We start from the raw sequence: 19996 nt of genomic DNA on the forward strand, positions 1-19996 counted from the left end.
CTCCTACTCGCCAGCCAGAAATGCGCCAAAACTATCGTTTTGCTTGCGCACCATGAGTTTGTTGTTCTGCGCCATCAGCTGCGCCGAAGTGTCCATTCGATTTTTATCGTTTTGAATTGCGGCTTGTTCAAGCGCGATACGAGCCTGAATATCAGCCTTCTCTTGTGGTGTTTTGGCAGAATCTGCAAGACCCGTTAGGCTCTTGATATTTTCCAACCGTTTATTGGTTGCTGAATAAGTCTTTTGCAACGTATTAAAGTTGGTTAAGTCGGTATCAAATGCTGCTTGCTGCACAGTGTTTGTCGAAGTCATTCCATATGTTTTTCGCATACTGGCGAGCTTCGACTTATCCATACTGCTATAGATTTCTGACCAACTATCGGTTGTTGTTGCAGTGGGCAAATAATCATAAAGTCCTGAACTGTTTAATAGCTTTCCTAGGCCAGAGTTGCCTGTCACCAATGACTTGGTTTCTTTGAACTGATTTTCAGCTTGGCTAAATTCCTTCTCCATATTTTTAAGCTGTTCGGCCCATTGCGCCATATTTTCGATCTGATTAATGAACGACGGCAAATCCGTTGTGACGGTAACGGGGATTTGTGCCCGAGCGGAAACAGAACAGAATAGGGATGCTAAAAATACCAGCCCTACCCAGTGTCGTTTTAACGTAAACCTTTTCATAAGAAAAACTCCTGATAATTGATAAATGTGTGTGATTTACATTCAAGAACTTACAACTTGCCAGCACTCTTAAGCGCGCGATAACGCTTACGAAATTCTGGCACCCACACGGCCGGGTCATCGCTGCCCAACTCTTGTTTTATCGAATGCGATAATTGAATCGATTCCCATGTCCCTGAAATAATCGGCAAGAATTCGCCAAAATCTGAAAGGTCGAGTTTTGCAAAACAGGACTGGTGTTCCTGTTTAATGAGGAAGGTGCGAGATTCTTTTTCCAGCGCGATTAGATCATTAAACTCTTTTTCATTGAGTCCGCACTTTTGATACTGCTCAAATGTTGCGCTTGGGTTGGGCAAGTAAACCTTTGTAGGAGTTTGCTGCACAATTGGCGCAAATATTTCACATTCAATTGCATCTTCAGGCGATTGCGAAACAAGAAACATGAACTCGCCTTTGATACGACCCGCTTTTAATGCGGACTTGATTTGCTCTTGAGTCGTTGGGAAATTGGCTGGAACCCAAAATTCCTCAATCAGCGACAGCATCAAGTTTCCGTCCTTTTGCATTATGTCTTTCATGTGAAATAAAACAGATAACACTGGTTCAGTAGCGGGATTTCCTTTTCTTAATAGGCTTGTAGTATTGAAGCCAATTTTTCGCATTGTGGTTGGGTCAAATAGATTGCGAGGACAATCTAACGCCCAAGCAAGAGAGCCATTGCAGGACGCTTGCCATTTGGAAAGACGCATACCTAACCCTTTTGGGTCGGCTGGATTTGGAGGAATAAAGGCACTTACATAACTAAAGCGACGATCATGAAAATCCATGACCATAATCGAGTCTACGGTCTCTTTAATTTTGATTTCGTCACTAGCATCGAGCGCAGAATCAACTGGCCTGCCACAAGCACCAACCAAATCATAAAGAAACGAACGTGTAGCCGGTGAATCGGGCAATTGAAATGGATTAAGGCCTGTTTCAATACCATCTTCAAAACTGAAATAGGTTGCCCCATAGGTTTCAAGAAACAGTTGCATTGATCGATTAAAATCAATTGCAAATATATCTACGTTAAACCGTGTCAAGAAACCAACTATAACGCCCTCCAGTGTGGTCTTACCCGCACCGGTTGCGCCCAGCATCATCATGTGACCGGGATATTTTTGACCTGTAACATCCTGAGCGGGGTTGCTGTAGTGCGTATTAAAGAAATAGATTGAGTCTGACCGCGTTCGTAGCGGCAGAATCGCACTACCATCCCCGATGGGATTTCCATATTGCTTCCCTACTGGGAAATTATTGATGGAGAAAGTTGATGCAACATTGCGCGTGGTTTTTGGTTCGGAGAACGGTTTAAATTCCGATCCTGGCAGCATTGAGAAGTATGTAAAAATACCTGATCCGGTGGCTCTAATGAAGCGCGCGCCACTGTTCGCTAGGATGTTAGTAGATAGCGTATTTCCGTTATCACCAGCCTCCTTCGGAGAATCACCGTAAACCACCAGCGCACCATGAAGCTCACCGAAGTTAATTTCACCCGATGAAACGTAGCCCTTGGCATCATTCATTTCTTGCACATAATGCGCAGGAAAATCGGTACCGGACTGTATTGCATTAACTTGTTTATTTATAACCGCTAATGTATGCGTGGCAGTGAAGCTAAAATATGACTGAGTTAATACAAACTCGTAAGGCTCAGACAAAAGTTGATTCCACATACCACGTTTGGTGGCGTCGGGCATTTCACGCAGATCAAAATAGGTGGCAAACTTTTTGCCACCCGCCGCTGGCCGGATTTCGCATAAATCAAAACCGAAATTCAATTCAGAGGTGAGAATAGATTCCTGAATGTCATTACTGCAAACTGGCACCAAATCATCAGAGTAATTTACTAACCGCCCGAGGAAGCGCCCAATTTGTGAATGAGCTAACCCCTGCGGACTGATTTCAACTGATAGCGCAATTGGGTCATAGCGCCTCAGTGAACGAAGCAAAAAATCCAATAGCATATTTAGCGATTCAATACCGCTGTCTAAATCATCATCATATTTATAGATTACGGTTGCGCTGTAAGTAGTTCTGAAAAACTTATCGTTTTTGAAACCAGCCAAATATTTTTTTGCAAAATCGCCAACAAATGCGTTTTCGAAATCGTAATTAAGATCAAGAGAAACACGGCGCTTTCCAATGTGTAACCAGCTGGCGACCTTCGGTGCATTGACCTTGGCAACTTCAGCAAGCGTTTTCGTTAATGAATTGAATGCCTGCTCCAGCTGCTTGTCTGGCGTCGTTTCAAAGGGAACGCCCTGCAACTCGATAATGGCAAGCAGTCGCTCACCATCCATCGAGATAATGCGATCATCGACATGAACCCCATAGCTAGGAATGAGTTCAGCTGGATCGATGAATTTTTGTAAGCTTTTTGCGAAAACGCTCATGCTTAGATCCTATTTTATTTGGTGAAACAGTTAAGACTGTTGACGATTTTTTGAAGCGGAGCAGCAGCGCCTTAATATTCCAACGCGCGCGCTCCATTGCTTTGTTATCGGATTCACACACTGTCTTCAGGCCTAACAAAGCTCCAGCGCAAAGGAAGAGCCACAAAAGCCCAGCCACGCCGACCAGGAATACCAAAAGAAAAGTTCCTGCTATTCCCAAAAAACACAAAATTAATAATGGAAATAGCGGTACGCCCTTAACCATCGAGACGTAACCAAGCCCTTTAAATGAAGCGAATGTGACTTCTTCCTCTTTGCGCTCTGCCATTACGTCCCCCAAATGCTCCAAGCCCAGCCTGCCGCAACTAAGACGCCACCGGCCGCAGCCACCTTAGCCAAATCCCCTAGTACATCCATCCATGACTGCTTATTCAATAAAGCCAATATCACGCTGTACATAACGAATAAAAAGACACACACACCCAGAAACCCGTAAAGCCATGTTTTCCATTCATTTGCCGCCGCAGTGGCTTTAGCAAGCCCCCCCGTACTTTGTGCCATTACAAAATTGCTAACCAGCAACATTAAAAAAACAAACATAAATTGAGCGCCCGTTTTAAAAAAACGGTGCTCATAAATACCAGCTGGATTACCTAATTTTTTCATGCGTTACTCCAAAATTAATTATCAAAATCGTTGAGAACATCCCACGACACACGTTTAGTCTCAGCATCTTTACTATCAATGCCGGACGTATTACTCACATCTTCGAGAGCTTTAACATCTTTACCTGCTTGATCGGTTTCTTTCTGTTTCTGCGGTACCTCCTTTATGTCATTGGGTGTGAATTGAATTTCGGGAACGTTTTTCAGTTTTGCGTTATTGACTGCAATTTTTTTTACATAGCTGGGCTGGTTATTGCCTTCAGTGACAAAACCGCGAGTGAAGTTATTGGAGTAGTAACAAGAGAACGCCGCCTTTAATGCGTCTTGACCTTCTCCCTGTTGGGTGCTGGCTCGCGTATAGCAGCTACTAAGAATCTTGCTGCTAACGCCCAAGTTGGTACACGCATCAAAAGCAGACTCAATAGTCAGGCCATAAGCATCGAAATTCTTATGATTGATTTGGCCCAGCCCAACGCTGATATTTGCGCCTTTCGCAATCAGCATTTTTGCGGTATCAATCGCTTCTTCCAGATTGGCAGGCTGCTTGTCCAAGCGCATATCAACCACGCCAATGGCATATGGGTTGCCGCTTGACTCTGACGCGACTAACGCAGCCATCGTATTTGGGTCAACATCCGGGGAGCACTGTTGTGCTAGTGTGAAAACTACGGCTGGTAGGAGCATTTAACGTTGAACCTCCGGGTGTGATTGAAAGCACTCGGCCGAAGTGGTCAACTCATCATTCGATTTGCGATATAATCGCGAGCTAATTAACGCGCCATAAGAAATTTGATATGTCACAAACCACAGAAGATGTAACCAAGCGGAAGGCGCTGGCCGCAGACGTCGTAAACTTGCGGCTAGCGGTAGGGCACACGCAGAAAGAAGCGGCCGCATTTTTGTACGTGACAACACGGACTTATCAAAACTGGGAATACAGCGACACAATGCCTTTTGCGATATTCGAGCTATATCAACTAAAGGCGATGGCCCGCGGCTTGATAAGCGCACAGCCGCATACAACCAAAAAGTAGATCCACTTAACACCATCACTTTAAGGCGCCCCCAATGTTCAGAGCGTGGGCGTTTCCGCTAGTCTGCTTGGCCAAGACAATCTCGATAGTACACACCGCAAAAAAATTGGCCTGAACAAACAGAACGGCTCTATCAAAGCTTCGCCAAGTGCGAAAAACATCCCCTTGCTTCCGCGCTATCAGAATGCGCTGGTAGCTATTCCGTAAAACAATGCACAGGCTTTCATCATCGAGAACGTGGAACTCCGCTGCATCGAGCGGCGCTTTCAGCGAAGTTTTTTTAATTATGCTCACTGGAAGGAGGTTTTCGGGGTAACTAATGAAGTTCACCATTGCAAACACCAATATCCGTTTTTGTTTTCAGGGGTTCACAATGATGAATTTTATAATTCATAAAGATGAACTTATTGGAGCGGATATTAATGTTTTGAAGGGCGCTGCACAAGCTGAAAAGTATGTAAATGGGAACCAAACCTATACTTTTTGGTGCGTTTTTAGGTTATTTTATGCGCCAAAATGACAAAAACAGTAATATATGGCGCGAAAGTGGGCGTTTTTGATGTGCGTGTAGGTGAATTGATTAGTTCCTTTTCAGGCACTGATATTTTTAAAGCATAGGAGAGGTTATTCAGTAGTGGTCAATATGGTATTCATTAAAATGGTGTTTTTGGTTCATCTTTGAGTTGAGCCGAATGTATATAAAGCACTGTAATATGAGACAATTCAGCCAGTTAGAGTGAATATTTAAGCTAATCTATCGCCGGGGATGAGCGATGGCATCCGTACAGGACGTGCTTATTTTTTTCGACACTCTTTTAAGAGGTCTAGAGGTATATTTTGGTTAACTTACTTATTGCAGACGACCATCCATTTTATATGCAAGGTCTAACGCTCTCTGTTTCAGACGCAGACATAAACGTGTTAGAGCATATATCCGACGTGCATTCGATTATCGAGGCATATAAACGATTGAAGCCTGATGTTTTTCTGTGCGATATAAAATTTGGACAGGAGCAAACCAGCGGGTTAGATGTTTTAGAAAAACTCCTGACGATTGACCCAAAAGCAAAGGTTATTTTGCTGTCGCAGTACGACCAGGACATGATGATCAAGCAGTCTTATGCCGCAGGAGCGAAAGCATTCTTATCGAAATCGATTGCGCGAGAAGACCTTATTAACGCAATACAAACGGTTGCTAAAGGCGAGCTTTATTTCACTCCCGAAAACGCTCTTATCCTGGCGCGGTTGACATACGATAAGGCACCAGACGAGCGACCATTAGAGGAAATTTTGAACGAGAAGGAAATAGAAGTGATGCGATTACTAACTAATGGCTCACGCGAAAAGGACGCCGCCGCCGAGCTGGATGTAACAGTGCGCACAATTGCAAAACTCAAAGCAAGCATCAAAGAAAAACTAAATGTTGACAGTGATTCATCCCTAATCAAATTAGCGCTAAAACACGGCTTAATAAGCATGGATGATTGATTATTAATAACGGGCGGGAGTTTCCATAAGGTGTGTGCATTCATAAAAAATGTTTGTTTATTATTGCTGCTATACATAACAACCATAACGCAATTTGCTAAAGCTGATTTACCTGTGGTTGATTTATCAGCACAGACTCTAGGGCAAGAAGAGTTATTAGAAATTCCAAACTCTTGGCGCTTTTACTGGCAACAATACCTGTTTTTAGGAGATTCGTTTGCTGGAGGTGAGCCGATAGGAGCCACTTTGCCTTGGACAACAATACCGAACAAGGAAAGCGGCCATCCTGCACATGGTTTTGGAACTTACGCATTAATACTAAAGCTCCCCAAGCGCACTGAACCCAACCTAGCTCTAAAGATGCGCCGCGTTAAAACAGCTTACGCGTTATACATTGACGAAGTACTAGTAGGCCACACCGGAAACCTCGCCAATTACCCCCGACCTTTAACACCACCCATCAATAAAAGCGGCATCGTGAATATTCAGGTTCCTATAGAAAAGTCTGAAATCACAATCCTAATCCATGTATCCAGCATGAAATATTATCGCGGCGGACTTGATCAGCCGCCCCAGCTTTCTTATGTCGATACGGCGAACGCATCTAAAATGCGCGACATATTGTGGCCAGCGTTCATCGCAGGTGCCTTGCTATTTATGGGTTTTTATCACTTGGCCCTTTGGATCAAGCGAAAAACAAGCGTCACATCGCTACTTTTTTCGGTGTTTTCCGTTGCGGTAGGTACGCGTGTATTTTTCACATACAAACTAGCCTATTTGATGTTTCCGAACTTAACAGAGGACACGATGTTATGGTGCGAAACCGTGCTGGCCTACACCGCTCTGCCCTTCTTGCACCTGTTTATCTCGTCGTCATTCCCCTTAGATGCCAACAAGTACATCACACGCCTCTCATGGGTAACATGGGTCGCAATGATGATTGTATCGTTCGGAACGAGCCTCTACACAATGAGCCGAGCCTTACCGGTATTTGAAATCTATTTCATCGTGATTTTGTTTCACATGCTTTACATGGGCTTTGTAGCAATCCGCAGGCAGCGCGAAGGTGCAGTGATATTTACCATCGGTTTTATTATCGCGATATTTGCAGGTATTCATGATGTGCTTTTTTACAATGGAACGATACCAGGTTTAGGTAGAGCGATTTTTCCCTTTGGTGTATTGATCTTCGTATATGCTCAATTCTTGCTGCATTCAATGCGATTCTCTCGCGCGTACAGAGAGCTTGAAATACTGACTAACACCCTTGAATTGCAGGTTCAGGAAAGAACAAAAGAACTTTCGGCCGCGCATCAGGAGAGTAAAAAAGCGCATGAAGAAACCAAACATTTGAGCAATGCAATTACCAACTTATTGGAGGATGAGCGCAAATCTATCGCTCGGGAGTTGCATGACGACTTTGGCCAAAGCCTACGAGCTGCCGGTCATTTTGCGGAGGCTATATCTCGGAGCCTCAATAAGATTGAGCAGCCAACGGATGAACTGAAGAAAAGCATCGCAAACGCGGATCAAATTGCCAGCGTTCTAATTGATATGTACCATAAAAACCGTGATTTGCTACGAAGATTGCGGCCTGAAATTATCGATACATTAGGGTTGGAGTCGGCTATAGAAGAGTTGCTCGCTAATTATCGGCGAAATGATTTTAAAATCGATTTCAAGTGTGATGCGAACGTATCCAGTTTGGGTAACAAAGAAAAAATAACGATCTATCGAATTTTGCAGGAAGCAATCACAAATATTTTGAAATACGCAGACACTAAGGCCTTCACTGTTTTATTGACGGAAACCAACGAGCAAATTGTTTTCGCAGTCGCCGATAACGGAAAAGGTTTTGATGTAACAACTGCTAGAGGTGTAGGTTTAATATCGATGCGAGAGCGCATGGCAGATATTGGAGGCAGTATCGAAGTACTAAGCGCACCATCGGCGGGTACCAAGATAATTGCTAAATTCCCAAAGAATTAACTATAGATAACGACTGGATAAAATCATGACTGACCATACAAGCGCAATATTAAAAAAGCACGAACAGGAAATGGAAGTTAGGGATTATGAATGTGATATGGCAGATGGAGTAAACAATTCTGTGTATTACAACTATTTTGAACACGCTCGACATTCAATGCTGAAAGCAGGAGGAATCGATTTTGCTGAACTCGCAAGGCAACGCATTGGATTAATTGTTGCTCGGGCTGAAATCGACTTTAAGCGGTCTTTGGTGAGTGGTGATAAATTCAAAATAACAACCGTTGTTAGGCGAATTAGCAAAATCAGGTTCGAATTTTCACAGGAGATATTTAAGCTCCCGGATCTAACACTCATCGCGAGTGCAAAAGTAATAGGTTTACCTATTGACCCTTCTGGTAAACCTAAATTGACTCCAGACCTGGAGGCATTGATATTGCCCATGTTGTCAGAAGTAGAAACCGCATAACAAAAAAAGGCGGTGGACAAAACAGTAAATTAACTGTTGTTCCCCACCGCCCTGCACTCACGCGCCCTTGCCTTTCGGCTTTTCCAGTAAATTAAATATTAAAACTGATATTCAGCACCAAACGTTATCGAACGCGGGCTTTTGGCGAACGTGTAAAACGTGTTTGTGCCAAATTGCGATCCAGACAATGGGGCATTTGATTGGTACGTTTTTACATACTCATTCGTTAAATTGTTACCGGTAATCCTTAGCACTAACGCGTCTAATCGATAGATGATATTCGCGTTGATCATGTAGTAACTATCCTGATATCCATTCGGATCAAGACTTTCGTGTACGTTATGAGTGCCCACATATTCGGCATTGATCGCATATTGCATCTGACCACCAAATAACGCGTGCGAATACTCAGACCCAACATTGTACATTTCTTCAGGGGCGAATCCTGGACGTAGCCCGGAGTAATCGCAAAGATCAGAAACGCCATCGCCGTTAATGTCGGTACCATCCGGGGTTTGACCTTGGTAGCAATTGCCGTTTTTAAAATCCTTATACTCAATATCGACGTAACCAGCGCTATAAAACACTATCCATTGAGGTGTAATGAGCGCGCGGCCGTCAAACTCAAATCCTGTGGATTCGGTCTTTTTCGCATTGCCAACATTAAAGCCTAACGCCCCGTCAAATTGGCTAACTTGTAATTCGTCGTAGGTTGTATGAAAAACCGTGATTCCATTTTCAAACTGCCCACTAGCGGATTCTGACCGCAACCCCAGCTCGTAAGTTAAGGCGTTCTCTTCATCAAATTCAAAACTATTTGCAGCGTTGGAGCGCGGATCAAACCCACCAGATTTGTGACCGGATTTTACCGAGAAGTAAACAGAGTTTAATTCATCCATTTGGTGGTTAAGTGTTGCAGATGGTGAAAAGCTATTTTCATTCCTGGATTGATCCAAGTCATGCCCTACAGAAAAACCTTTCGCTAAATTAATCGGCTTTGCACCGCAATCATTCGGAAGACCTTTTGACTGTATGGTGTCAGCTTTGACCCCATACAGGTATGCACACGCGAGAGCAGGATTGGAAATTATTTGGTCGTTTTCGTTAATTATGTTTAACGATCTAGTCGCATCTTTACTGTCAAAAGTGTAGCGGCCATTTAAAACGAGTGTGGTGGCTTTGGTGAGGTTAAATCCATACTCACCGTAAACTGAAAAGACGCTTTCGTCTTGCTCAAAAGCTCGCTTCGCGCCAGAACCTGGCAACGGATTGCCTATTGCTTTTAACACACTATCAGACGGCACGAAAAAGCGGTCATTGAAGTGTAATTCAGCTTGTTGAGCGTAAATACCAGCCATCCATTTACTACCGGCGCCATCCGCATTTTTAATAAAACTATCGATAGAATATTGGTGATACTGTTCGTCGAGTTCAAGCGTCAAAATATTTGCAGGCGTGTAATCAGCATCAACTGATTCATCATACCCATAATTCACTGCCGCAATCGTGTTATGCCATTCAACGCCACCAAAATCATATACCCCATGCAGCGAATAATTATTGATATGGTTATCGCTAAATTCCGGCGCGTTAGTTTGACGTTGCCAATCAGCATTAGCATCAAAGCTAGGTTGCTTTAGCAGCACCGTTAATATGTTGTTGTAGGTCGATGGAATCGCATTCAGAACAGCGTTGCCGGGTTTTCCCGCAATTACATCGAGCGTTCGCGGGCTGGCAATGTCCATCGTAATTTCATACGGGCGCCCTTCAACTTCAAATGACGTACTTTCGATTTTTGCGTCGAGAGTAAATTTTTCGCTTGCTTGCCAATTTAGTTTTAATCGAGCAGATTTTTCTTCACGGCTGCCAGATTGACTTTTCGTTGTATTTTCAAAATACCCATCGTCTGTTAATCCGTACAAGGATAGGCGTGCATTCAGTGAATCAGTCAGCGCACCGTTAACGACAAAATCAGTTTGCTTCTGATTTAATTCATCGTTGTAAGCGGCCGATATTCTCGAATAGGTTTCGTTAGTTGCATTAGCTGTATTGACGATAACCGCACCGGCAATCGAATCTTTCCCAAACAACGCATTTTGCGAGCCTCTAAGGATCTCGACGTTTTGGAGGTCGTACAGTGGCGCCCTGAATAGTTGCGCGCGGCCGTAATACACGCCATCAGAGAATTGCGAAACTGACTGCTCAAAGCCTTGGCTGTTGCCAGATCCAATTCCGCGTATGCGAACTTGGGTAGACAAACCTGATTCAGTAAAATGGATATTGTTGGTTAAGCCGACAAGATCCTCGATTCGATCTGCGCCCATGCCGGTAAGTGTCTTACCATCAAGCGATGTAATCGAGGTTGTTACCTTGTTAATATTTTCTGTTCGCTTAGTTGCAGTAACTAATATTTCCTCTAATTTTTCTTGCGCAAATGCAGGAGAAATAATTGAGAGCATAAAAGCATAAAGTGCGGTTTGACCAATTTTTATATTTGAAACTTTGTTCATTTTTGTCGTCCTGGTATAAATAAATTAATAACTTGCTCCATTGCTTTTTTTATCCGTCGGACAAAAAAAGGTGGCGCAGTTTACATTACTTAGCGCTTGAATAATCTGGCGCACCCTTCACGTTTTTATAACTTTCTTTGCAGCCGTCGCTAAATCCAGAGCAGCCCCAAAAGTCATAACCGCCCTTCCCTTTTTTCTGTCTATGCACCAAGGGTTTGCTGCATTTCTCACAGAGGAAATTGGTTAGCTCTACTTTTTTGCGAGCACCCGGTTTGCCTCGCACATCCGGCAAAGAGGTTGAGCAATCTGGGTAGCCTGTACAGCCCCAAAACGGGCCGTGGGCACCTTTTGCGACATATCGCAGGGGTTTATTGCAATCGGGACAGGGGAATACTTCTGGGGCTTTAGTGGGTACTGCGGATTGCTGCCTCTGTAAATCTGCAGCAAGAGATACATACATTTTTTCAATGACTTCCTTGAAGGTCTTAGAACCTGTCGCTACACCGTCTAACTCACTCTCCATCCCGCGAGTAAAACCCATGTCCATAAAACCCCATTCATCTTCCAGACGACTAACCAACAGATCGCCAGTAGGGAGCATTTTAATAAAGCGCTTGTCGGCCATGCCCACATATTCACGGGCACAAATGTTGGCCCAAATCGCAGCATACGTTGAAGGTCTTCCTATACCTGCCGCCTCAAGCGCACCTATCAAACTAGCTTTTGTAAAGCGCGACGGTGCTTTTGTTTTTTTCTCTTGCAGTTCGCCGGTGGAGGCAAAAACCCTTTCGCCGTCGGCAAGGGTAGGTATGGAGTTGACGGTTTCAGTTTCGTCCTCATCTGCATCATCCGCTGTGTCAGTTGATAACAACTGGAGCCAGCCTGGATCAATTAGCGTCCGTCCTTTGGCGCCAAACCGCAGCAGCTTCCCGTCAACAGGTTCCAGCGTTTCCAGTACAACAGTGCTCACTTTGTAGCGGGCTGCTAAAAGCTGCGAGGCAATGGCACGTATGCGAATTAATTTATATAGCGCCTTTTCAGCGTCATTATCTCCTGCACTCTCTACGTCCCAATGAGTAGGAGTAATGCCGGGGTGGCCTTCTTGCGCATCGTCACCAGCGCTGAAGTTTCTGCGTTTCTCAACTACTTCCAGCCCAAGTTTCTTCGCCACCGCCCTAATATCTGGCATTGCCTCTTCGGATACATTTGGGTTGTCGGTGCGGTGATAACTGATATGTCCTTTTTCATATAAATTTTGTGCAATCTTCATTGTCTCATCTGGGTCAAAGCCAAGCGCGTTGCTAGCTGCCTTTTGTAGCGTTGTCGTTTTAAACGGTGCAGGAGGGTTCCGGGACGCGGGCGACTCATCATACGAAAGCACCATCACTTGCCTGACCTGAGCCACTTTTTCAGCAAATCCGCGATCCATGAAGTAAGGATTGTCTGAAGTAGTAAAGCCCTCGCCGGTTAACCACTCAGCGCACCACTGTTCCCCAATTTTCGCGCCCGCGAAAGTTAGGCGGACTCCAAAATGATTAGTGACTTTAAAATTCTTTATTTCCCGCTCCCGCACAGCCACCACATACACTGCAACAGATTGAACCCGGCCAGCGGATAGCTTTACGCCGGTTTGGCGCTTTAGCTCAGGGCTAACTAAATAACCAACCAATCGATCCACTACCCGGCGAGCCTCCTGCGCACTAACCCGCCTCATATCTATTCGGCGCGGCGCCGCCAATGCCTCTCGCACTTTAGCTTCCGTAATCTCGCCAAATGCAATGCGAATGGGATTTTTTAAGCCGAGCGCGTCTTTTAAATGCCAGCTGATACTTTCGCCTTCTCTGTCTGGATCGGTCGCAAGGTAAACCTCATCAGCACGCGCTACGTCACGCTGTAGTCTTGTGACAACCTCGCGGCCTCTTTCGGTCAGTTCGTAAATGGGCGTGAAATCAGCACGAACGCCAGTGGTAATTTCTCCGTCGCCTTGTCCTGTCGATGGCAAGTCACGAACATGGCCAACGCTCGCTACAACGCGCCAAGTTTCACTCGGCCGAATTTCCGATAGAAGTTCTTGCAATTTCTTCGTTTTGCCCGGCGACTCAACAATCATCAATTTCATTTTTTAGCCTCTTATTAATTTTCGCGTCCGCGAAAAAATAACGAATGGTTTAACGCAAAAACACACCGAATGTTACCACCGGCAGCGCAAAAACACGAATATTTTGCGTAAAGTGACCTGTAAACAGTTGACAACAGACGAGCAGGAAACAATAATGATTTCCAAGGAAAAGTACTTTTTCCTTGCTCATAGCAGAGGTAGGCGGGGAATGCCCTAGCGCTTCAAGCAAGCAATTCAACATGACGAGGTGATTTTTATGGCGCGCGGAATTAACAAAGTGCTTTTGATCGGCAATGTGGGGCAAGACCCCGAAGTGAAGTACATGCCATCTGGTGGTGCTGTTACCAATCTCAGTTTGGCAACGACTGATACTTGGAAAGACAAGGTGAGTGGTCTGCCACAGGAGCGAACCGAATGGCATCGACTAGTGTTCTTTAATCGCCTCGGTGAAATAGCAGGCGAATACCTGAAGAAGGGAAGCAAAATTTATGTTGAAGGGGCGTTGCGCACGCGTAAATGGCAGGCACAAGACGGAACAGACCGCTACACCACTGAAATTGTAGTCAGTGAAATGCAAATGCTTGATGGCCGCCCCGGCCAGGATGGCGCCGCAAATATAGCGTCCAGCGCCCCAATAGATAATCAGCAGCCACCTATTCCTGCTTCTGTGCCCGCAGGATTCGATTCATTTGATGACGATATCCCTTTCTGAAAACGAGATTTAAGCCCGGTATAGCCGGGCTAAACTGGAAATCATCACTTATATTCAGTTGACAATAGACGCGCTTTAAGTAGAATCAATCCCAATCTTGGCCGCGTATGTCATCGCACTAAAGGAAACAACAATGAAGATATTAGCAGTGGCAAATCAGAAGGGTGGAGTAGGAAAAAGCACTGTTTGCGTGGGCACCGCCTATGCGGCAGTTGAGGCAGGTAAGCGAGTACTCTTGGTGGATTTTGACCGCCAAGGCAGTTTGTCTACATCATTCCCTGAAACCGGCGCCGACGATGGAACCGCAACAACCGCAAGCCAGTTATTCGCAGAGCAGGCAACTATTCGCCCTGAAATTCTCGCTCCTGGATTAGCGATTTTACGCGCGGACGACACGCTATCGATGCTGTCCGGTGTTAATCAAGAGGGGATAAAACGCCCAGCGCGTTATCTTCGCGAGCTGGCCAAAGATTTTGATATTTGCATCATTGATACGCCCGGTGTGCTTGGGGTAAATCCACCAATGACAATCGCCGCTTTGGTTGCGGCTGATGCTGTCGTGTGCCCCTTTGGTGTAGGGCTTTATGAGAGCAAAGCCCTGTCGGATTTATGGGACTATTTGCGCGGTGTTCGCGCTAATGGCTATAACCCGAAGTTACGGCTAATGGGATTAATCCCATCCAAAGTACATACCGCAAGCCGTGAAGAAATGGCGGCTTTAGAGCAGTTGCGCGAGCAGTTTGGCAACATCATTTTGCCGCTAATGCTTGGAGAGCGAGCTTCTGTTAAGCAGGCAATTGCAAACCGAAAACCTGTATGGAAAGGAACCCGTGGGGCTGGCCATCTGAAAGCGGCACAAGAATGGAAAGCGGCAACTCAGTACATTCTGACCAATTTGGGAGTTTTAAAATGACAACTAAGGCACAGGGGAAAAAGCCGGGCGCGTTTAGCGGACTTGGCGACATGATGAACATGGGCGGCTTTGATGACATTTTTGCGCCCAAAGACGCTAATAAACCAACGTTTAGCCTTATTAAGGCTGCTGATATACAGGTGCTACCACAACAGCGAAATGCTGATGAAATGGAGACCGAGGAACAAACTATCGCCGACCTTGGAGCCAGCATTTTGGCTGATGGGCTTTTGCAGCCAATTGGTTTGGTTGCAAACGCGGATGGATCTTGGCGATTGATTTTCGGTGAGCGCCGTTTGCGCGCGTGTATGCTGGTTGGGCACGATCCAATCGAATCTCTTTGTTATGAGTCGCTAACCGATGAACAAATTCAGCGCATCCAGTTTGCTGAAAACATTCAGCGCCTCAATCTTTCGCAAATCAATGAAGCCCAAATACTAAAAAACGATATAGACCTGTATGGTGGCATTGAAGCCGTGATGGCAATCCGCAACAAAAGCGCCAGCTGGATTTCAAAGCGTCTATCACTCCTGGATTTGCCGATTGAAACCACGCGTCTTTTAAAGGAAAACATCACGGCCGATTTAGAGGTGATCAATGCCGTTAAGCAAATTGAAAAAATCGATCCAGTCGCAGCAGCAGAGGCCGTAATCGAGCTTAAAGAAAGCGCCGGTAAGAAAGGATCTAATGCGCGCGATACGGTCAAGAAAGCGAAGGAAAAAGTAAAGCCTCCTAAACCAAAAACGGAAAAAGCCAAGCCGGTTAATGCTGAGAATATAGCCAAACCTAAAGATAATAGCTTTATGGACGCTGGGCCTGTTATCCAGATCGATCCCGATAGCCAATCAAACGAATCAGAGGAAGAGCAACAGGATTTCGATTTTAACGACCTTGAACCTGTACCCCTGAATGCGTTGAACACCATTTACGACTTTATATCCGGGCGCGGCAAAGATCCTAAGTTGGTCTATAAAGCGCTACCAAAGCTACAGCGTGAAGCGGTAGAGGGATGGCTAGAAGAGTTCTACCATGCTGGGAAGGAATGTAAAAATTTGGGTAACGCCGTTATTCAGGGTTTTCGTAATAACAAATTTGGCGATGAAGGCTATAAAGCCTATGCGTTGATCGCCTTTTTAAATGGCAGCGAGGACGGCGTAACATTCAATTGTTTGGACATTCTTGGAACGGTTAAGCCTCAATAAGCCTAGATCGCATTAAGTTCAATATTCTACTGGTTTGGTCGGAGCAACTATTTTATGACCTTTGAAAAAGACCCGGCTTGCGTTACTGATGGATCGCGCAAGCCGCGCGGCCCAGATCGCGCCAATCGCGCCAAAAGCCGCAACTTGACTGCAATCCAATTTGAAGCGGTTCGTCCCTTTTTGCGCATCTCAGATGATCGCATCGAGGCCGCACGTTTGGCCATGGTAGAAGGTCAAAAACTTGCAGACATCGCCGCACAGTTCAATTGGAAGTCCCGGCAAGCGGTGAGTGCCGCCGTGGGTTTGGTTTGGGATGCATACAAGAAGCTGCAAGAGTCACAGAAAATATTAGCGGGTGAGGCTGACGCAGATGTACAGCGTTGACAGCATCTAATTGTTGCGACGTGACAACATTGGTGGTTTATGACCCCTGAAGACTTTAGAAAGTTATCCATCATTGAGCGGCTGGAGGCGTTAGCAGCCCGAACCGCCGCTCAGGAGTCCGGCCACTCGATTAAAAAAGCCCTTGGGCTTAATCGCTATGAGCTATCCCATCTACGGCGATTAGATAGATGCCTATCTGATACAGCCAAACACCTGATCAATAAAAACCGGTTATCTGAAGGCCATGCCAGAGCATTGGCCCGCTTGCCTCATCCACAACAGGAGCGGTTAGTCAGGGACACGCTACAAAAGCAATGGAGTGTGCGCGACCTGGAGCAGGCAGTTAAGGCGACTATTGAAGGGGCGGACATTAGGGATAAATCAGCCGATGCCCGATACTATGATCAACTGGGAGTGTACATATCGGATCAACTCGGGCACCCGGTGAAGATCCAGCCAGCGCATACACCCGGTCATGGTCAAATCACGATTACTTACTTTGGACTGGACTCTTTTGACGGCATATTAAATAGAATGCGGATAAAATTACCTGATGAACTTTAAAGGGTAAGAATTTCTCCACATATAGGAGAATTTGTACCAGTTTAAAAGTCGAGTAAGAATTCCTCCACATATCAAGCATGCCCTCACCTTTTGTAAAAAATTCCTTTCTGCGCAGTCAAAGAATGGCGTAAATCGCCCCCGTGCGCTATTTATGAGCCAGCCAAGAAAAGTGCCTATGTTATTGTTGTTATTTGATTTTTCGATGTTTATATTGCTCTCGAAACATAGCGCATAGCAGGTAAATAAAATTAAAAGCTGGAACGCATTCACATATAAAAATCAGACATTCGACTTGACCCACCTCAGTGAGTTTGAGCATGCCTTTGTACAAGCGGCAAGCGGGAACAAGCCTGAAAAACAGTATAAATTTGTAATTGAGTTTGGTTTGCATTGTTTCACTAAAGCACCAAACAAAAAGAAAAAAGAAACGCTATCTGATTTCCCGGCTGACCTTTATTACAGTGACTCGCGTGAAACCAGGATTTTTTGTTTTGATCGACACCAGCTTTCGTTTGGACTACCGGAAATTGCTAGATCGGTGGCCAATCGCCAGTGCTTTCATACAGGGAAAGGTAACTTCTTTTTGATTGAATTCGTTGATAGTAACGGCGAAAAGGAAGAATACGAAGTTTATTTTAATGTTGCTAGATCGGGCAAAGGCTTACTTCGATTGTTTATCGAGAGCGCTTATGTTCGGGATGATGAACATGAAGGATCTCAACCTGCAAAGAAAAAAATTAACTTCTTTGTGATTGCCCATAAAGTACAAAACAATCAAAAAATAACAGCCCCATAAAGAAAAAGCCCTGCAGAAGCAGGGCTTTTTTTAACTAGGCTCTCTTTACAACCGCACTTGGGCTTGTAACCATTTCTGGCTGGAGGGGCGCGTGGCAGAAGCCATCCCGTTTATACGCCCTATGCATTAATCATAATTGATAAACGCCTCTATTGCAATGCTATTGCAATCCCTCTATGTCGGCCGTAAGGGCTGGTAAGAATTCCTCCACATATCAGAGCCGGTGATACCGGTCTGCCAGATCATGTAAGAATCCCTCCACATATCAGAGTCTGTGAGGCTAGGGTTAAACGGCGTGTAAGGATTCCTCCACATATTAATTCAGGCGCCAAGCGGTGCCCGCGAGCCGTGTAAGGATTCTTCCACATATCCCTGCGCTAACGAAGCCACCTTACAGGGCGTGTAAGGATTTCTCCACATATAGGAGCAGTTGAAAGCCATGTAAGAATTTCTCCACATATGGAGTCAGTCCCGGCATTTAGATCAAAACATAAATGCTGATTGCTTTTTTTCGGTGAAGTGAAACCACAACTTAACAACCACCCGACCTTGCTTTTCGGGTTCAAATCGCACATCCAGATTCGTTTTTTCGTTGATTTCGGCTAGGGCAGGCTCTATTACACACTTGCGCAAGTCGGCGTACTTTTCGTATTTTTCCTCCAGTTCAAACATGGAACGCAGGTCTGCAATGCTGATCCAGCGGCGCCCCTCGCTGATATATTTCCAAAGCAACTCATACAACCGAATAGAGTAAATACTCTTTAACTGTTTTACGTTCGTTAGTTGATAGCTAGTGAAATTGTCTTTTATTTCAGAAATGTAGGGGTATAAGGTAGGGGAGAATGAGATCTCTACGCGCCCTTCTCCTGGATAGTATTTTGCTCTGTGTATCCAGCGTTGACGGGTAAGCGCCTTACCTTCCTTAAATTTAATATCCCTTTCATAGAGCTTGTTGGAGGCATCATCGAGCTGTTGATAGCCTGCCTGTATCTTCAATCCAAACAAAGCAGCATATTCGGCAGCGGTAATTTCAATGACAGGAGGAAGCGTTTTGCGCGAATCAATTTTAGAGATCGCAACAATAACAAGCCTCTTTTCCTCAAGACTCAGCTTATAGCTCGCCTCGATCAATGAATTTGATTGCGTGACTTTGTTTTCTCGTAGATCGGTTGCCATATGTGGAGGTCTGGTTATTAGTTTCCATATTTATATATGTGGAAAACTTTTGTGTCAACTCCATGCATGTATAACTTGCAGATTTATCCACAAATATGGTGGATAACTGGCTTAAAACCGTGTTGAAAGTGTAAGAAAGTCTCCACCTAACATGTAATAATCTCTCCACATATAAGTAAGAAAGTCTCCACATATAAGTAAGAAAGCCTCCACATGTGTGGATAAGGTTGTAATAAAGTCTCCACAAATCAGTAAGAAACCCTCCACATATGCAATAAAATTGCACTAAAATTATCTATTAAAATCAAACAGTTATAAGGATTATTTTCAGAGGCTAAAAACAAGGTAAAAACAAGAAAACTTAAAAACACAAATAATATTTGAATAATACCCTGAACAATTACGAGGTTATTTTTTGACCACCGACCTAAATTTTTAGCCCGCCGCGCCTCCTACCCTGCGCTATCCCTGCTCCGCCCCGCTTCGCGGCCTGCGCGGCATCCATGCCGCTCAAAGGCAAAAATGCCTCGGCAAGCCGAGAAACTCTTTTAAGTAACTCGCAGATCACCTGTCATAAAAGCCTCTCCTGGTCTGGAAGTAAAAACCTCAACTACGAAAATGCCTCGGCAAGCCGAGAGATTCTTTTAAGTGACTCGCAGATCATCTTTTATAAAAGCTTGATCGAGTCGGGAAGTAAAAGGAGAAGGAATGCGGCAGAGCCGCAACATACTCGCCCCGCACTCAGTCGCTACGCTCCTTCATTGCTCGGGCTGCGACAGGGGCTACCGCCCCAGACCTTTGTTATGTGGGGCTGCGCCCCACGCCTGCATAGTTAATCAGTAAATGATTGGGTGCC

The 19996-nt window shown here is 45.0% G+C and carries 18 protein-coding genes; 9 read left to right on the forward strand and 9 right to left on the reverse strand.

All coding sequences use genetic code 11. The features are described 5' to 3' along the window. Positions 1–3: 3 nt before the first annotated feature. The 6 genes from AWU77_RS04160 to AWU77_RS04190 form a co-directional block, all read right to left on the reverse strand. Complete coding sequence (locus tag AWU77_RS04160) at positions 4–681, reverse strand: type IV secretion system protein (protein WP_084618034.1); 678 nt, start codon at positions 679–681, stop codon at positions 4–6. Between the two features lie 50 nt (positions 682–731). After that, the gene (locus AWU77_RS04165; protein WP_062059609.1) at positions 732–3119 is read right to left on the reverse strand and encodes a VirB4 family type IV secretion system protein; all 2388 of its coding nucleotides are present in this window, start codon (positions 3117–3119) and stop codon (positions 732–734) included. After that, positions 3073–3447 (reverse strand): hypothetical protein, encoded by a 375-nt coding sequence (locus AWU77_RS04170; RefSeq protein ID WP_062059611.1) that lies wholly within the window; start codon positions 3445–3447, stop codon positions 3073–3075. Before AWU77_RS04170 ends, AWU77_RS04165 begins: the two co-directional genes overlap by 47 nt. Continuing rightward, positions 3447–3785, reverse strand: a complete 339-nt coding sequence (locus tag AWU77_RS04175; RefSeq protein WP_202966620.1) for a hypothetical protein — start codon at positions 3783–3785, stop codon at positions 3447–3449. Before AWU77_RS04175 ends, AWU77_RS04170 begins: the two co-directional genes overlap by 1 nt. A 14-nt stretch (positions 3786–3799) precedes the next feature. Beyond that, positions 3800–4468, reverse strand: a complete 669-nt coding sequence (locus tag AWU77_RS04180) for a lytic transglycosylase domain-containing protein (protein WP_084618036.1) — start codon at positions 4466–4468, stop codon at positions 3800–3802. 365 nt (positions 4469–4833) lie between these two features. Continuing rightward, entirely contained in the window at positions 4834–5151 is a 318-nt protein-coding gene (locus AWU77_RS04190) for a hypothetical protein (RefSeq protein WP_062059618.1), read from the reverse strand. 504 nt (positions 5152–5655) lie between these two features. On the opposite strand from AWU77_RS04190, the gene AWU77_RS04195 reads away from it, so the two are divergent. From AWU77_RS04195 to AWU77_RS04205, 3 genes are read left to right on the forward strand one after another with little or no spacing between them, the layout of a single operon-like run. Then, positions 5656–6306, forward strand: coding sequence for a response regulator transcription factor (locus AWU77_RS04195; protein WP_062059620.1), 651 nt, complete (start codon positions 5656–5658; stop codon positions 6304–6306). Positions 6307–6336: 30 nt separating this feature from the next. Further along, a complete protein-coding gene (locus AWU77_RS04200; protein ID WP_062059622.1) occupies positions 6337–8295 on the forward strand; it encodes a sensor histidine kinase in 1959 nt (652 codons plus the stop codon). Between the two features lie 25 nt (positions 8296–8320). Next, on the forward strand, positions 8321–8764 hold the full coding sequence (locus tag AWU77_RS04205) for a thioesterase family protein (protein WP_062059624.1): 444 nt from the start codon (positions 8321–8323) through the stop codon (positions 8762–8764). A 98-nt stretch (positions 8765–8862) separates the two neighbouring features. Here the strand turns inward: AWU77_RS04205 and AWU77_RS04210 are convergent, their stop codons facing one another. Both AWU77_RS04210 and topA read right to left on the reverse strand, forming a co-directional pair. Next, the gene (locus AWU77_RS04210; protein ID WP_062059626.1) at positions 8863–11274 is read right to left on the reverse strand and encodes a TonB-dependent receptor; all 2412 of its coding nucleotides are present in this window, start codon (positions 11272–11274) and stop codon (positions 8863–8865) included. Between the two features lie 85 nt (positions 11275–11359). Beyond that, positions 11360–13393: a type I DNA topoisomerase gene (topA, locus tag AWU77_RS04215; RefSeq protein WP_062059629.1), complete on the reverse strand. Its 2034-nt coding sequence runs from the start codon at positions 13391–13393 to the stop codon at positions 11360–11362. 256 nt (positions 13394–13649) lie between these two features. On the opposite strand from topA, the gene ssb reads away from it, so the two are divergent. The 6 genes from ssb to AWU77_RS04245 all read left to right on the forward strand — a co-directional run bounded on the left by ssb (position 13650) and on the right by AWU77_RS04245 (position 17964). Further along, on the forward strand, positions 13650–14105 hold the full coding sequence (gene ssb, locus AWU77_RS04220; RefSeq protein ID WP_062059631.1) for a single-stranded DNA-binding protein: 456 nt from the start codon (positions 13650–13652) through the stop codon (positions 14103–14105). A 133-nt stretch (positions 14106–14238) separates the two neighbouring features. Next, the gene (locus AWU77_RS04225; protein ID WP_062059633.1) at positions 14239–15018 is read left to right on the forward strand and encodes a ParA family protein; all 780 of its coding nucleotides are present in this window, start codon (positions 14239–14241) and stop codon (positions 15016–15018) included. Continuing rightward, positions 15015–16220, forward strand: a complete 1206-nt coding sequence (locus AWU77_RS04230) for a ParB/RepB/Spo0J family partition protein (protein ID WP_062059635.1) — start codon at positions 15015–15017, stop codon at positions 16218–16220. The genes AWU77_RS04225 and AWU77_RS04230 overlap by 4 nt, the downstream gene beginning before the upstream one ends. A 54-nt stretch (positions 16221–16274) precedes the next feature. Further along, positions 16275–16604, forward strand: a complete 330-nt coding sequence (locus tag AWU77_RS04235; RefSeq protein WP_062059637.1) for a TrfB-related DNA-binding protein — start codon at positions 16275–16277, stop codon at positions 16602–16604. 39 nt (positions 16605–16643) lie between these two features. Then, positions 16644–17168 (forward strand): ParB/RepB/Spo0J family partition protein, encoded by a 525-nt coding sequence (locus tag AWU77_RS04240; RefSeq protein WP_062059639.1) that lies wholly within the window; start codon positions 16644–16646, stop codon positions 17166–17168. A gap of 292 nt (positions 17169–17460) precedes the next feature. Then, the gene (locus AWU77_RS04245; RefSeq protein WP_062059641.1) at positions 17461–17964 is read left to right on the forward strand and encodes a hypothetical protein; all 504 of its coding nucleotides are present in this window, start codon (positions 17461–17463) and stop codon (positions 17962–17964) included. A 483-nt stretch (positions 17965–18447) separates the two neighbouring features. Here AWU77_RS04245 and AWU77_RS04250 read toward each other — a convergent pair whose 3' ends face one another. After that, positions 18448–19140 carry a replication initiation protein gene (locus AWU77_RS04250; protein ID WP_062059643.1) on the reverse strand — a complete coding sequence of 231 codons (693 nt, stop codon included), beginning with the start codon at positions 19138–19140 and terminating at the stop codon, positions 18448–18450. Between the last annotated feature and the right edge of the window lie 856 nt (positions 19141–19996).

Source organism: Cellvibrio sp. OA-2007 (assembly GCF_000953825.1).
In the GTDB taxonomy this organism is placed as follows: domain Bacteria; phylum Pseudomonadota; class Gammaproteobacteria; order Pseudomonadales; family Cellvibrionaceae; genus Cellvibrio.

Bases quoted from the DNA above. Each gene is read 5' to 3' on its own strand.
- AWU77_RS04160 (WP_084618034.1), bottom strand. From the start codon at position 681: ATGAAAAGGTTTACGTTAAAACGACACTGGGTAGGGCTGGTATTTTTA.
- AWU77_RS04165 (WP_062059609.1), bottom strand. From the start codon at position 3,119: ATGAGCGTTTTCGCAAAAAGCTTACAAAAATTCATCGATCCAGCTGAA.
- AWU77_RS04170 (WP_062059611.1), bottom strand. From the start codon at position 3,447: ATGGCAGAGCGCAAAGAGGAAGAAGTCACATTCGCTTCATTTAAAGGG.
- AWU77_RS04175 (WP_202966620.1), bottom strand. From the start codon at position 3,785: ATGAAAAAATTAGGTAATCCAGCTGGTATTTATGAGCACCGTTTTTTT.
- AWU77_RS04180 (WP_084618036.1), bottom strand. From the start codon at position 4,468: ATGCTCCTACCAGCCGTAGTTTTCACACTAGCACAACAGTGCTCCCCG.
- AWU77_RS04190 (WP_062059618.1), bottom strand. From the start codon at position 5,151: ATGGTGAACTTCATTAGTTACCCCGAAAACCTCCTTCCAGTGAGCATA.
- AWU77_RS04205 (WP_062059624.1), top strand. From the start codon at position 8,321: ATGACTGACCATACAAGCGCAATATTAAAAAAGCACGAACAGGAAATG.
- AWU77_RS04210 (WP_062059626.1), bottom strand. From the start codon at position 11,274: ATGAACAAAGTTTCAAATATAAAAATTGGTCAAACCGCACTTTATGCT.
- topA (WP_062059629.1), bottom strand. From the start codon at position 13,393: ATGAAATTGATGATTGTTGAGTCGCCGGGCAAAACGAAGAAATTGCAA.
- ssb (WP_062059631.1), top strand. From the start codon at position 13,650: ATGGCGCGCGGAATTAACAAAGTGCTTTTGATCGGCAATGTGGGGCAA.
- AWU77_RS04225 (WP_062059633.1), top strand. From the start codon at position 14,239: ATGAAGATATTAGCAGTGGCAAATCAGAAGGGTGGAGTAGGAAAAAGC.
- AWU77_RS04230 (WP_062059635.1), top strand. From the start codon at position 15,015: ATGACAACTAAGGCACAGGGGAAAAAGCCGGGCGCGTTTAGCGGACTT.
- AWU77_RS04235 (WP_062059637.1), top strand. From the start codon at position 16,275: ATGACCTTTGAAAAAGACCCGGCTTGCGTTACTGATGGATCGCGCAAG.
- AWU77_RS04240 (WP_062059639.1), top strand. From the start codon at position 16,644: ATGACCCCTGAAGACTTTAGAAAGTTATCCATCATTGAGCGGCTGGAG.
- AWU77_RS04250 (WP_062059643.1), bottom strand. From the start codon at position 19,140: ATGGCAACCGATCTACGAGAAAACAAAGTCACGCAATCAAATTCATTG.